Source organism: Pseudidiomarina woesei (genome assembly GCF_001418345.1).
GTDB lineage: Bacteria > Pseudomonadota > Gammaproteobacteria > Enterobacterales > Alteromonadaceae > Pseudidiomarina > Pseudidiomarina woesei.
This window is the reverse complement of record NZ_LIPW01000001.1, coordinates 626,632-639,813: the sequence shown is the minus strand read 5'-3', so window position 1 is coordinate 639,813 and position 13,182 is coordinate 626,632. Positions and strand designations below refer to the sequence as shown.

Annotated in this window: 10 protein-coding genes and 1 tRNA gene; 5 read left to right on the top strand and 6 right to left on the bottom strand. The window is 49.6% G+C overall.

The window, feature by feature from the left end:
• Window positions 1–158 precede the first annotated feature (158 nt).
• The 3 genes from hupB to ppiD all read left to right on the top strand — a co-directional run bounded on the left by hupB (window position 159) and on the right by ppiD (window position 2,513).
• Window positions 159–431 (top strand): nucleoid-associated protein HU-beta, encoded by a 273-nt coding sequence (gene hupB / locus ASC40_RS03225; RefSeq protein ID WP_055438316.1) that lies wholly within the window; start codon window positions 159–161, stop codon window positions 429–431.
• Window positions 432–438: 7 nt separating this feature from the next.
• A tRNA-Asp gene (locus ASC40_RS03220) sits at window positions 439–515 on the top strand.
• Between the two features lie 105 nt (window positions 516–620).
• Window positions 621–2,513, top strand: coding sequence for a peptidylprolyl isomerase (gene ppiD / locus ASC40_RS03215; protein WP_072243355.1), 1,893 nt, complete (start codon window positions 621–623; stop codon window positions 2,511–2,513).
• A gap of 93 nt (window positions 2,514–2,606) precedes the next feature.
• Here the strand turns inward: ppiD and ASC40_RS03210 are convergent, their stop codons facing one another.
• Genes ASC40_RS03210 through ASC40_RS03185 form a run of 6 tightly spaced genes read right to left on the bottom strand, consistent with a single transcriptional unit; the run spans window position 2,607 to window position 9,542 of the window.
• Complete coding sequence (locus ASC40_RS03210; protein ID WP_055438314.1) at window positions 2,607–4,352, bottom strand: BatD family protein; 1,746 nt, start codon at window positions 4,350–4,352, stop codon at window positions 2,607–2,609.
• The gene (locus ASC40_RS03205; protein ID WP_055438313.1) at window positions 4,352–6,163 is read right to left on the bottom strand and encodes a VWA domain-containing protein; all 1,812 of its coding nucleotides are present in this window, start codon (window positions 6,161–6,163) and stop codon (window positions 4,352–4,354) included. Before ASC40_RS03205 ends, ASC40_RS03210 begins: the two co-directional genes overlap by 1 nt.
• Window positions 6,156–7,142 (bottom strand): vWA domain-containing protein, encoded by a 987-nt coding sequence (locus tag ASC40_RS03200; protein ID WP_055438312.1) that lies wholly within the window; start codon window positions 7,140–7,142, stop codon window positions 6,156–6,158. The genes ASC40_RS03205 and ASC40_RS03200 overlap by 8 nt, the downstream gene beginning before the upstream one ends.
• Window positions 7,139–7,624, bottom strand: coding sequence for a DUF4381 domain-containing protein (locus ASC40_RS03195; protein ID WP_055438311.1), 486 nt, complete (start codon window positions 7,622–7,624; stop codon window positions 7,139–7,141). Before ASC40_RS03195 ends, ASC40_RS03200 begins: the two co-directional genes overlap by 4 nt.
• Window positions 7,624–8,589 carry a DUF58 domain-containing protein gene (locus tag ASC40_RS03190; protein WP_055438310.1) on the bottom strand — a complete coding sequence of 322 codons (966 nt, stop codon included), beginning with the start codon at window positions 8,587–8,589 and terminating at the stop codon, window positions 7,624–7,626. Before ASC40_RS03190 ends, ASC40_RS03195 begins: the two co-directional genes overlap by 1 nt.
• Entirely contained in the window at window positions 8,586–9,542 is a 957-nt protein-coding gene (locus ASC40_RS03185) for an AAA family ATPase (protein ID WP_055438309.1), read from the bottom strand. Before ASC40_RS03185 ends, ASC40_RS03190 begins: the two co-directional genes overlap by 4 nt.
• Window positions 9,543–9,747: 205 nt before the next feature.
• Here ASC40_RS03185 and fadI point away from each other — a divergent pair, with 205 nt between their 5' ends.
• The gene (gene fadI / locus ASC40_RS03180; protein WP_055438308.1) at window positions 9,748–11,058 is read left to right on the top strand and encodes an acetyl-CoA C-acyltransferase FadI; all 1,311 of its coding nucleotides are present in this window, start codon (window positions 9,748–9,750) and stop codon (window positions 11,056–11,058) included.
• Complete coding sequence (fadJ, locus tag ASC40_RS03175) at window positions 11,058–13,181, top strand: fatty acid oxidation complex subunit alpha FadJ (protein WP_055438307.1); 2,124 nt, start codon at window positions 11,058–11,060, stop codon at window positions 13,179–13,181. The genes fadI and fadJ overlap by 1 nt, the downstream gene beginning before the upstream one ends.
• Window position 13,182 lies beyond the last annotated feature (1 nt).

Sequence of the window (13,182 nt, the reverse complement as noted above, 5' to 3'; positions counted from 1 at the left end):
CTTGAGTGATACGATTAATAAGGAAGATGTCTGCTAATCGTGCACTACTGCTTGAACAGTTGGTTTAAGCTTGTTATAACCTTCGCTGGCCCATTGATAACAACAGAACGCAATGGAACCATGCAAATCTGATAATAACAATCTAAGGGGATGATACTGTGAACAAGTCTCAGTTAGTTGATAAAATTGCAGACGGAGCAGAAATTTCTAAAGCTGCGGCTGGACGTGCTCTTGACTCTTTCATCGAAGCGGTAACTGACGCTTTGAAAAAAGGCGACCAAGTAGCATTGGTTGGTTTCGGTACTTTCAGTGTTCGTGAGCGTTCAGCTCGCACTGGCCGTAACCCACAAACTGGTCAAACTATTCAAATCGCAGCTGCAAAAGTACCTTCTTTCAAAGCTGGTAAAGCACTGAAAGACTCAGTAAATTAATTGAAGCGGAGCGGTAGTTCAGCTGGTTAGAATACCGGCCTGTCACGCCGGGGGTCGCGGGTTCGAATCCCGTCCGTTCCGCCAGTAATTACTGAAAATAACCCGAAGCTTGTCTTCGGGTTATTTTTTTGCTCAAGAAGAAGATATAATACCCGCCCAACGACTGGGAATAATTGAGGTTTAGTAGATATGTTGGACAGGATAAGAGAAGGATCGCAAAGCATCGTTATTAAAGCCCTGTTGGTTTTAATTGCGTTAACCTTTGCGTTAGCCGGTATTGGTGGTTACATCACCAACCAACCGGAGCCTGCAGTTGCAAAAGTTAATGGCGAAGAAATTACTCGCGTAGAGTTTGACCGCGCGGTGGAGAATGAGCGCTCGCGTCAGCAACAGCAGTTGGGCGATTTTTACGCGACTTTAGCCGCTGATCCGGCATTCAATCAACGTTTACGCAGCCAAGTGCTTAATGATTTAGTTAATCAAAAAGTGGTTGAGTTGTACGCACGTGATGCGGGCTTGCGCGTTTCAGATGAACAAGTGAAAGCGGCTATTCGCAACATTGCAGCGTTTCAAGTGGCTGGTCAATTTGATAATCAAACATATCAAATGACACTGAATGGCTTAGGTTACACGCCAGATGGTTTCGCCGAGCTCATGCGTCGCGACCTAGCTCGTACGCAGCTATTGCAGGCCATTGTCGAAACGCAATTTGCGTTACCAACGGAAGCCTCTGCTGTACAACAGCTGTTGAACCAACAACGCAGCGGTGCTTATGCAACCTTTGAGCTAGCCAACTACTTAAGCACTGTTGAAGTCACTGACGAAGAAATTGCCCAGTGGTATGACGCGAATCAGTCGCGCTTCAACGTGCCCGAGCAGGTAAAAGTTGAGTTTGTAGCGTTAGATGCTGATACGTTAGCCGAGTCTATCGAAATTGACGAGACAGTGGTTCGCGAATGGTTCGAGCAGAACCGCGCTGGCTACGAAACACCAGACCGCTATCGGTTCTCGCATATTCTTATTGAAGGCGACGATGAAGCCGCACGTGCGGAAGCTCAGGAGGTTTTAACCAAACTTACTGAAGGCGCTGATTTCGCTGAGTTAGCCGCTGAATATTCTGATGATATTTTCACAGCCGAAACCGGCGGTGATTTAGAATTCCTTGAAAAAGGTCTTATGGATCCAGAATTCGACGAAGCTGCATTCGCGTTGCAAGAAGTAGGTGATATTTCTGGCGTTGTGAGTACATCGTTTGGGTACCATGTTATTAAACTCACTGACATTGAGAAAGGCTCTTCGACGTCATACGAAGAAGTGCGTGATGAAATAGTCAGTGAGATGCGCGAAGAACGCGTTAAACAGGCTTATTACGAGTTGCAACAAAAAGCATCGGAGTTAGCTTTTGATGTGCCAGACACGTTGCAAGCGGTTGCTGACGAAACAGGTTTAACCGTTCGTACTACCAGCTGGTTTAATCGCAACAACGCGCCTACCGCATTGAATAACCCTGCAGCCTTGCAGCAAGTGTTCAACCAAGACTTTATTGCTGAAGGCTTGAACAGTGACTTAATTGAAACCAGTGACACGCAAGCGGTTATCGTGCGGGTGTTAGACTATCAAGCCGCGAGTGTGAAACCACTTGATGAGGTTCGTGCACAAGTGCTTGATAACGTTCGTACTGAAAAAGCTCAAGCGGCCGCTCGTGAAGACGCTGACGCATTAGCAGCAGCGTTGCGCGCTGGTGAGACGAGTGACGTACAAATGGCCGCAATTGATAGCGTTGATCGCCGTAACACTGAATTGCCTCGTGCCGTAGTGCAAAGCCTGTTTGAGCAAGCTGTGCCAAGTGACGAAGGCGTGCAAGTGGCGGTTACCGAGTTGAATAGCGGTGCATTGGCGGTGGTGCAATTAACCAGTGCAACCGTTGGTGAAGTTGACGAGGCCATGCAGGCTCAGTTAACTGACCAATTGGTGAATAGCTTCACCCAACAAGGTTATGGCGCATTCGTTGAAGCCTTGCGTGCTGAGGCCGATGTTGAGCTATTGCTTAACGCCAACACAGATCAAGCTAGCCAAGAATAAAACTTCATTAAGTGTGAAGAACGAAAAAATCCGTAGACAGGCAATCTGTTTACGGATTTTTTTGCTTATTTGAACTCTCTAGCGTTACGAGTATTAACTCGGGTAAAGGTCGGGCAAAGCCGATTCTTTTGGCGCGTTCTCTGCTTTTTTACGAATTTTTTCAGCTGCTTTCAGTGCCCGAATGAGAGCCTTTCCTTCTTGCCATGAAATATCTTTTCCCGCATAACGTGAGCGTTGTAAGTGCTCAATTTGGCTGCTTAGCGGTGGGTGGTCATAAAACTCAGCCACTTGATTCAAATCAGTAACGCTGACTGAATAACGGGCGCTTAGCCAATGCCGTAAGGCCTTGTCAGTAGCAGGTGCGTTATTTTGCTTGGCGGCGTGCTCAAGTGCTGCCCAACTATGTTTGTGTTCTTGGTTTTCTACCAGCACAGCTGGCGACGGCGCATTGTTGCGTATGCTAGAACGGAACCACCACCAAGCCCACAGGGCAAGTGTAATAAGCCACAACCCAGCAAATATGATGGCGAGAAGAAAATAATGATTATTTACTTGTTGTTCTGGCTGCATAACAGGCTGGGTGGCTGGTGACGACTGCGCCTGTGTGTTTTGTGGTTGCGTTGATTGCTGTGTCACCGGACTCTGCGTGTGGGCAATATCCTGTTGCAGCCCTTCAGCCGGCTTGATGTTAAAGGTTAGCGCTTCGCTAGTCGCTGACTCAGGGCGGTTCAAGCGGGTATTGAAGTACGTTAAATTAACGGCCGGTATAGTTAATTCACCGCTTTGGCGCGGAATCACTGCGATAGTTTCGGTTCGTTGTGCAATGACACGCCCGTTACGAACCGTACTATTGAGTTCTGGTGCTTCTGGGTAAACGGACGCCTGCTCAAGCTCACTAATACCTACTCTTGGTAACTGCTCTGGCGTAACCCCAATAGCGGTTAAGCGGTATTGAAGCGTAATCGGTTGGCCAACCGCAATGTCAGCTTGCGTATTCATTTGTTCAACACTCACACTAACGAGTTCGGAAGGCAACCAGTGCCCTTGCCAATTCTCAGGGCGCGGTAGTACCGTGATTTTTGTTGCAGGCGCTATAGTACTAACCGGCTGCGTTGCTGCAATTGATGAAAACACTGAGCGACTTGTTTCGCGGCTTATTTGCCCGTCGAACATGGGCCCTTCAATGGTGAAGTCGCCGGAGCGCTGGGGCGTGATTAAGTAGGTGCGCTGAAATACTTGGTAGCGTTTACCGTTTATAATTTCATACGACTCTTCGTCTTTACCAAACTGCCGAACTTCAGCTAATTCAAGGGTTGGCGCGACAAGGTTGCCACTAAGCAGGTTAGCGCTAAGGTACAAGCGCGCAATGAGCTTGAACTGTTGCTGCACGTATACTTGACTGGACTCAACACTGGTTCGAATAAACGCTGGGCGTTGCTCAAGCTCGTCGGTAGCTGCTTGGGCGTCTAAAATTTTAAGCTCAATGGCATTGCTGCTGACATTATTAATGGTAATGGGCGGAATACGCACAGTGCCAGGCGTTGGCGGTGCTTGTAAGGTTACGACAAAAGACGTGGTACGGCTGCTTACGCCATTTACTACACTGGTGCGCCGTGCTGAGCGTGTATTTAACACTCGAAATTCCGATAATGCTTGTTCGGGGTTCCAAGCAGATTGGGGCACGTCGTCGTTGACGGTGACGGTTAGGGTAAAGGGTTCGCTTTGCACAATTGGGTTTTTGTCAACACTCGCAACAACGTCTAACTCTTGTGCAATAGCAAAGTTAGCGCAGAGTAGAAAGCAGATAAACCCTATAAAACTTTGTCGTAAATGACTCATTACCACTGTTTCTCTACTCCTGGTGTTAGGTTTTGTCGACGGCGTTGTTGGGCTTCATAACGCATTTTTTGCCGCAATAGCTCTGCTGGATTATCTTCAATACGATTTAGCCACTGTTGCATTTGTTGCTGCATTTCTTCGCTAGTCGGGTCGCCTGAAGCGCTGTTCAGCGGCTGTTTTTGCTCACCATTTTCGGCTGATTGCTGTTGCTTGCCTGCTTCAGATTCTTGTTGTTGATCTTGTTGTTGTTCTTGTTGCCGTTGTTGCTGTTCGTCAGCAGGACTCGTCGATGACGCTTCTGTTTGTTCGGTGGTGTCGCTGCCTTGTTCTGAATTGCTGTCACCTTGCCGGCCAGACTGTTGATTTGACGATTGCTGACCAGTTTGTTGCTGACCCTTTTGTTCGCCTTGCTGCTGTTGCTGTTCTTGTTGTTTTTTTAATTGCTCGGCCAGCTCGCGGTTTTGTTGTGCTGCTGGCCAGTTTGGTCGGCGCTTTAAAGCGGCGTCGTAGGCATTTGCTGCTTCATCATAGCGCTGCATTTGCATGAGTGCATTGCCCTGATTATAAAAGCCTTCGGCACTGTCTAACTGGGAAAAATCAACCAGCGCTTGATCATAGTTACCCGCACGGTAATTTGCGGTGCCGCGCTGCCAAGGGTCTTGTGCAATAGCCGCGGCTGTTTCGTAATCGCCGTTGCGTAGCGCCTGGTCAGCCTGTTGGTAGGGCGTTTGCCAAAGTTGTTCCTGCCAGTTTAAGGGCTCGCGTTCTGCCGCGAGTAAACTTGGTGAATAGCTACCCAGACCAATCGCCACAATAGCAACGAAGCCGACAAGAATGCCGCGCCGAGCTAGGGGGAGCAACAGTAACATAATGATTGGAATAAACCAGGCACCTTGATCAAGCCATTGGTCGCCTGCTTGAAGTTGCGACGCTTCGCCTTCGCGAGTGCGAGGCGGCAAACTAGAAAGGTAGTTGATGTCTTCTTGATCGGACTGCACCACAGCAAAACGGCCGCCGCTGCGCTGGGCCAGGGTTTCTAAATTGCCGGTAATTAACTGCGGAATGACTATATTATCTGCTCTATCACGCAGCATTCGGCCATCTGGCAGTTGAATAGGCGCACCTTCTGCGGTGCCCACGGCTAACACGTTAATACGGTGATTGGTGCGACTAATAAAGTCATTAATATCAATCACATCGCGACTATCTATGCCGTCGGTAAGCCAGTAGATGTCACCTTCGGCGTGGCCGGCGTCGCGCAATAATTGGTCGGCCAAATTTAACGCACGCAGCGGGGCGCTGCCGAGGTTTGGCATAATGTCAGGGCTTAATGCGCGAATAAGGTTGCCTAAATTCGCTCCGTCACTGGTCAACGGGCTAATGGTAAATGCATCAGCCGCATAGGCTACGAGACCAATTTCTCCATCAAGTTTATCGCGGACTAAGTCAGTTGCTTTGAAACGCATCTGGCTGAGCCGGTTCGGGCTTATATCGGTGCTGTAAACCGACAACGACATGTCCATAATCACCACAGAACCCGCTTGTAGGTTATATACCGGTTGTGGCAAGCGTTGCCAGGTTGGCCCAGCTAACGCAACGCACGTTAAGGTTAACGCGCTGCTGATAATGACTAGTGGCCAGCGTAGCGACATTGATTTATCAGACGGTAACAACACGTGACGCAAATGATCTGGAATAATGCGTGCCCAGCCACGTTGAGACTGGCAAAAACGCCAAGCAATGAAGCCGAGTATGACAACAACGACGGCCCCAGCTAACCACCACGGGCGAATAAAGTGAAACTCAGCCATGTTGCCTCCTGCTGTTTATCGTATAGACAGCAAACAGGGCTATCATGATAAGCCACGCTGCGCCAAGCGGCCAAAAATAGAGAGCAGTTTGCGGGCGGCGTAATTGTTGCTCGCCTTGTACCGGCTCAAAAGCGTCTAGTTCAGTATAAATTTCTGCCAACTCTTCAGTGCTGCGCGCACGAAAATAGGCACCGCCGGTTTCGTTAGCGAGTTGGCTCAGCATAGCTTCGTCAAGATCTCGGCTTGGGTTCACACGACGTTGCCCGAAAAAGCCATCCACGACAATTTCCTCGGCTCCTACGCCAATGGTGTAAATTTTGACGCCATGATATTTCGCAAGCTGCAGTGCCTGATCGGGTGACACTTGACCAGCAGTGTTCTGGCCGTCGGTGACCAAGACTAAAATTTTATTGGTGTCTGGGCGTGCGGCAAAGCGTTTTACCGCAAGCGCAATGGCGTCACCAATGGCGGTTCGCTCGCCGATGAGGCGCAATACAGTTTCGTCGAGCATGCGTTGCACAGTCGCGCGGTCAAAGGTCATGGGGGCTTGTACGTAGGCGGTATCGGCAAACAGAATTAGCCCCAAGCGGTCACCTATGCGCCGTTCAATGAAGTCGCTCATGACATGTTTCAGCATGGTTAAGCGGTCAACTTGCTCGCCGTTGATTTCCATGTCAGCAATTTCCATACTGCCGGATAAGTCGACTGCAATCATCATTTCACGCGCGTCGTTGCGCGCAGCGACGGGTTCGCCTAGCCATTGTGGGCGCATGAGGGCAAGTACTAATAATGTCCAAATAACCAAGCCTGTAACGAGTTGCCAACGGCTTGCTTTAAAGCTGTAGTTGGCCGAAGCAAGACTAGGCAGCACAGCCACTGCCAGTGGTTGCTGACGCGCTTGCCGTGGTTTACGTATATAACGATAGATAAATGGCAGCGGCCACAGTATTAGCGCCCATAACCAAACAAAATCAATCATGATTGACCTCGCGATGGCGGTAAGGCTTGGCGTAGCCAAAGCTCAGCAAAGTGAAGGTACTCGGGTAGCCATTGCTGTTGCACGGTCAGAGGTTGGTAGACTGCCTGCTGCAGGGCCTCTGTTAAAGCTTGATAACGCTGTTGCTGGCGCGCGCTTAGTTGGCTGCGTAAAAACTGCCACCAGGCTGTGTTGTCGGTATTGCTTATACGAACACGAGGGAAGTACGCCAACGCCGCTTGTTTTAATAACAGCGAAATGTCATGAAGCGCTAGGTTTGGTTGTTGTTGCAATTGCGCCAATTGGCGCAATGCTTGCCGACGCGCACGACGACGTTGAAATGCGCGTATAGAAAGCCACAAGCTGAGTACCACAAGCGTGAGCGCTGCGGTTATTAGTACATACCAACCTGGTGCTAACGGCCACCACTGGGCCGCCGGTGCTGCGACAATGTCTTGTAACTGAACTTGGTTGTCGAGTTGCATCACAAGATAACTCCTGGCCATTGCAGCTCAATAGGTTCGGCTGCACTAAACTGCTGTACCGTCAAACCAAGCTGTTGCCATTGCTTAAGCATAGCTTGTTGGTGTTGCTGCATGGCTTTGGCATACGCTTGGGTTTGGTGATGATTACTTGGGTCAATAATAACCTGTTGGCCGTCATTGGTTAATGGCAGTTGATCACTGGTTACGGATGTGGGTATGGCCAACTCCAGTGGGTCAATAATTTGAAACGCTTGCAACTGACAATGACGCTGCAACGCTAATAGGCTGCGCCAAGTGGAAGCATCGGTATTGAGCCAGTCACTAATTAAATAGATTAGGCTACCTGGGCGTGCAACATGTTGCAGACGCTCTAATGCGTGATGAAAATGGTTACTTGTACCGCGCTGTTGCTGCCACTGTGCAACAGCGGTTGTTTGTTGCTGCACCAAATGATGAATGATGTTGAGCACACCATGATGGCGCGCCTGTGGGCGCAGCTCAACGTGGCCTTGGGTACCCGCGTCTTGTGAGGTTGAAATGAGTGCACCAATGCGGTCGTTGCGAGCTACAGCAAGCCACGCAAGCGCAGCAGCTAAGTGACACGCCTGCACTGACTTCAACAGTAATTGGCTACCAAAGTGCATGCTGTCGCTTAAATCGACCACCACAAATACCGGGCGTTCGCGCTCTTCACGAAATAGCTTGGTGTGCGGCGTACCTGTGCGTGCGGTAACACGCCAGTCAATGGCGCGAATATCATCACCAGCTTGGTAGTGACGAAACTCGTCAAACTCCATGCCTCGGCCTTTGAATTTGCTCATTAGCGCACCGGTTTGGCTTGGTGGCGGGTTCAAACGACGAAAACGTTGAAACGCGCCGACTTTACTCCGGTAATACATAAGCTCGTGGCTACTGACATGAATGCCGTCACTATGCCACGTTGTTAACCACTGGGTATTGCTCATGGTGCCGGGACAAGTTCAAGAATTTGCGCCAAAACCTGGTCTGTGCTGATACCGTCGGCTTCAGCTTGATAGCTTAAAATAATACGGTGGCGTAGCACTTTTGCGTATACCGCATGTATATCATCTGGCGTTACGTAATCGCGCTGTTGCAACCAGGCTCGGGCACGCGCGCAGCGATCAAGTGAAATGGTGGCTCGTGGACTGGCGCCGTAGCTTATCCAACGTGCTAAGTCGCTGCTATAAAAGCTAGGCTCACGGGTGGCAATAATCAGCTGAACCAAGTAGTTTTCTACCGCTTCGTCCATATAAATGCCAAGCACGTCTTTGCGCGCTTTGAAAATATCGTCTTGTTGCAATGGCTTTGGCATCTCTGCTTGGCCTTGCAATTCCTCGCCACGGGTTAAGCGTAAAATGTCGCGTTCGGTGTCGGCGTTCGGGTAATCAAGGTTCAAATGCATCACAAAACGGTCAAGCTGCGCTTCTGGTAACGGGTAGGTGCCTTCTTGCTCTAGCGGGTTTTGAGTGGCTAGCACCATAAATAGCGGTGGTAGCGGGTAGGTTTTTTGACCCACAGTAATTTGCCGTTCGGCCATGGCTTCAAGCAGCGCTGACTGAACTTTTGCTGGCGCGCGGTTAATTTCGTCGGCCAAAATAATATTGTGAAACAAAGGGCCTTGCTGGAACACGAACTCACCGGTTTCGGGGCGATAAATGTCGGTGCCGGTTAGGTCAGCAGGGAGCAAGTCTGGGGTGAACTGCACGCGATGAAAACTACCTTCAACACCTTTGGCAAGCGCGTTCACGGCGCGAGTTTTCGCCAACCCTGGTGGGCCCTCTACCAGTAAATGGCCATCGGCAAGCAAGGCAATAAGCAAGCTTTCGGTAAAGTCGGGTTGCCCCAAAACTTGGCTATCAAGATAATTGCGTAATGCTTGAAATTGTTCTGCTGCCATTAGAATCCTCTACTTTATGCGTTAGCGCGGCTGAGTGACTATACTCTGTATGAATGCTCGCTATACTTTAGGTTCAAAGTTTAAGTTCGCACTTTACCGAAAACAACGGTTTAATTCTCGCCAAAGACCCGTTAAAATTTGTAACTATCTATGAGGTCAGACCAGATTAAGGAATGACCATAACAAAACAACAGAGGACAAATCTATGGCCGCACGTCAGAATCTGACCACTGCTGCAGGCGATCGCATTGCGATAGTTGCCGGCTTGCGCACGCCGTTTGCGAAACAAGCGACCTATTTCCACGGGGTTCCTGCACTTGATATGGGCAAAATGGTGGTGCAAGAGCTATTAAATCGTTACAGCTTAGACCCACGTGAAGTTGAGCAGTTGGTGTATGGCCAAGTGGTGCAAATGCCCAAAGCGCCAAACATTGCCCGTGAAATTGTGCTTGGCACGAGTTTGCCGGTCACAACCGACGCATACAGCGTATCACGCGCCTGTGCGACAAGCTTTCAAACTACGGTGAACGTGGTGGAAAGCATAATGGCTGGCAATGTTTCTGTTGGTATTGCCGGTGGGGCCGATTCTTCGTCGGTGTTACCTATTGGTGTTTCTCGTGCGTTGGCACATGCTTTAGTCGACTTAAACAAAGCGCGTACCTTAGGTCAGCGCCTCGCTATTTTGAAGCGTTTACGTTTTAAAGACTTAATGCCAGTGCCGCCGGCCATTGCCGAATACAGTACCGGGCTGACGATGGGCGACACCGCTGAGCAAATGGCAAAAACGCACAGCATTAGCCGTGCTGATCAAGACGCCTTGGCTCATCGGTCACACACCTTAGCCCATGAGTCATGGGAAGCCGGCAAGTTAGATGCTGAAGTCATGACTGCCTACGCTGAGCCGTACAAAGACTTTTTGAAGCGTGATAATACGGTGCGTAGCGACTCGAAATTAGACGGTTACGCGAAATTGCGGCCAGTGTTTGATAAAAAACATGGTTCGGTAACGGCTGCTAATAGTACCGCGTTAACCGACGGCGCCAGTGCTATTTTGTTAATGACCGAGAGCAAAGCCAAAGCGCTAGGCTATGAAGTGTTAGGTTATGTTCGTAGTTACGCTTTTAGTGCCATTGATGTGTGGGAAGACATGTTAATGGGGCCTTCGTATGCAACTCCAATTGCACTTGACCGCGCCGGCATGAAGCTCAGCGATTTAACCCTGATTGAAATGCATGAAGCCTTTGCAGCACAAACTCTGGCTAACATGAAAATGTTTGCGAGCAAAAAATTTGCACAAGACAAGTTAGGGCGCAGCGAAGCCATTGGCGAAATTGACATGGACAAGTTCAATGTCATGGGCGGCTCGTTGGCGTATGGCCACCCATTTGCGGCAACCGGTGCTCGGTTGATTACGCAAACCTTGAATGAGTTAAAACGGCGCGGGGGTGGGGTTGGTTTAACCACCGCCTGTGCAGCTGGCGGCTTAGGTGCAGCAATGATTGTGGAGACCGAATAATGACTGAACAAAAAGCATTCACGTTAGAACTGCGTGACGATAACGTTGCGGTTATTCACATTGATGTACCCGGCGAGTCGATGAACACGCTAAAAGCTTCTTTTGCTGAAGAAGTGGCGCAGGTATTAAATAAAATTGAACAGCACAGTGACTTAAAAGGCGTGGTGGTGATTAGCGACAAGCCTGGGTCATTTGTTGCCGGTGCCGACATTAGCATGATTGATGCGTGTGAAACGGCGGCTGACACCGAAAGCCTTGCGCGCCAAGGTCAGGCTATGTTTGACCGTATTGAACAGTTGAATGTGCCTGTGGTTGCGGCCATAGACGGCGCCTGTTTAGGTGGCGGCTTAGAGCTCGCGTTAGCCTGTCATTATCGGGTTGCAACCGACAGTGGCAAAACCGTGATTGGCCTGCCTGAGGTACAACTTGGTTTACTACCTGGTTCGGGCGGTACGCAACGGCTGCCGCGTTTAATTGGTGTGCAAAAAGCATTACCACTTATTTTAACCGGCAAGCAATTGCGAGCAAAACAAGCCAAGAAGCTCGGTATTGTTGATGACGTGGTGCCCGCCAGTATTTTGCTTGACGCCGCCATTGAGCTAGCACTGAAAAGCAAAGCAAAAGTGCGCACGGTGCAACATTCAATGCTGAACAAAATGCTTGAAGGTACCGGTGTTGGCCGGGGCATTATATTTAGCAAAGCTCGCGAGCAAGCGCAGGCCAAAGCTAAGGGAAATTACCCGGCGTTAGACAAGATTATTGATACCATTGCGTACGGCGCTGATAAGGGCTTTAAAGCCGGTTTAGAATTCGAGGCTCGCTCGTTTGGTGAGCTGGCCATGACGCCGGAGTCAAAACAGCTACGCAATATTTTCTTTGCCACCACGGCGATGAAAAAAGAAACTGGTGCCGGCGACACAAAGCCTCGTGAAATTAATCGTGTAGGTGTTCTAGGTGGTGGTTTAATGGGCGGCGGCATTGCTTATGTGACTGCTGCCAAAGCTGGCTTGCCAGCGCGCATTAAAGATATCAACGAGAAAGGTATTGTACACGCTTTGAAGTACAGCTATGACTTGTTGAACAAGAAAGTCAAGCGCAAGCACATGGCGCGAGCTGAGCTTGAAGCAACCATGCTACGGTTAAGCGGAAGCCTAGACTACAGTGGGTTTGGTCAGGCCGATGTCGTTATTGAGGCGGTATTTGAAGACTTGAATCTTAAACAGCAAATGGTTGCTGATATTGAAGCGGTTGGTCATGAAAATACAATTTTCGCGACCAACACATCAAGCTTGCCAATTACCAAAATTGCAGCCAACGCAAAACGCCCTGAGAACGTGATCGGATTACATTACTTTTCGCCGGTTGATAAAATGCCGCTGGCTGAAATTATCACCCACGAGGGCACGTCTGACGAAACCATTGCCACCACAGTAGCGCTTGCCAAAAAACAAGGCAAAACGCCGATTGTGGTGAAAGACGGTGCGGGTTTTTATGTCAACCGTATTTTGGCGCCATACATGAATGAAGCCGCGCGTTTGGTACTTGAAGGTGAGCCTATTGAGGTGGTTGATCAAGCGTTGGTGAAATTTGGTTTTCCAGTGGGACCCATGAAGTTAATGGACGAAGTGGGTATTGATGTTGCGGCCAAAGTCGCGCCAATTATGGCCGATGAGCTGGGCGAGCGATTCCGCGCGCCAGATGCGTTTGGCAAGTTGCTTGACGATGAGCGTAAGGGCAAGAAGAACCAAAAAGGTTTTTATGCCTATAGCGGTAAAAAGCCAGGCAAGAGCGTTGATGAGTCGGTTTACAGCTTGTTAGGCATTAGCCCATCTAGCAAACTTAGCGGCGAAGAAATTGCCCAACGCACCGCGTTGTTGATGCTTAACGAGGCGGCCTATTGTCTTGCTGAAGGTATTATTCGTAGCCCACGTGACGGCGACATCGGTGCTATTTTCGGAATTGGTTTCCCGCCATTCCGCGGCGGCCCATTCCGCTATATGGACGCGGTTGGCGTGACAGAAATTGTCAATCGTCTGCAAGGCTATCAGCAGCAACACGGCGAGCGTTATACGCCAGCGCCGTTATTACTGAAAATGGCCGAAAACAATGAGAGTTTTTACTAGG

Bases quoted from the DNA above. Each gene is read 5' to 3' on its own strand.
- ASC40_RS03210 (WP_055438314.1), bottom strand. From the start codon at position 4,352: ATGAGTCATTTACGACAAAGTTTTATAGGGTTTATCTGCTTTCTACTC.
- ASC40_RS03185 (WP_055438309.1), bottom strand. From the start codon at position 9,542: ATGGCAGCAGAACAATTTCAAGCATTACGCAATTATCTTGATAGCCAA.
- ASC40_RS03205 (WP_055438313.1), bottom strand. From the start codon at position 6,163: ATGGCTGAGTTTCACTTTATTCGCCCGTGGTGGTTAGCTGGGGCCGTC.
- fadJ (WP_055438307.1), top strand. From the start codon at position 11,058: ATGACTGAACAAAAAGCATTCACGTTAGAACTGCGTGACGATAACGTT.
- ppiD (WP_072243355.1), top strand. From the start codon at position 621: ATGTTGGACAGGATAAGAGAAGGATCGCAAAGCATCGTTATTAAAGCC.
- ASC40_RS03200 (WP_055438312.1), bottom strand. From the start codon at position 7,142: ATGATTGATTTTGTTTGGTTATGGGCGCTAATACTGTGGCCGCTGCCA.
- fadI (WP_055438308.1), top strand. From the start codon at position 9,748: ATGGCCGCACGTCAGAATCTGACCACTGCTGCAGGCGATCGCATTGCG.
- ASC40_RS03195 (WP_055438311.1), bottom strand. From the start codon at position 7,624: ATGCAACTCGACAACCAAGTTCAGTTACAAGACATTGTCGCAGCACCG.
- ASC40_RS03190 (WP_055438310.1), bottom strand. From the start codon at position 8,589: ATGAGCAATACCCAGTGGTTAACAACGTGGCATAGTGACGGCATTCAT.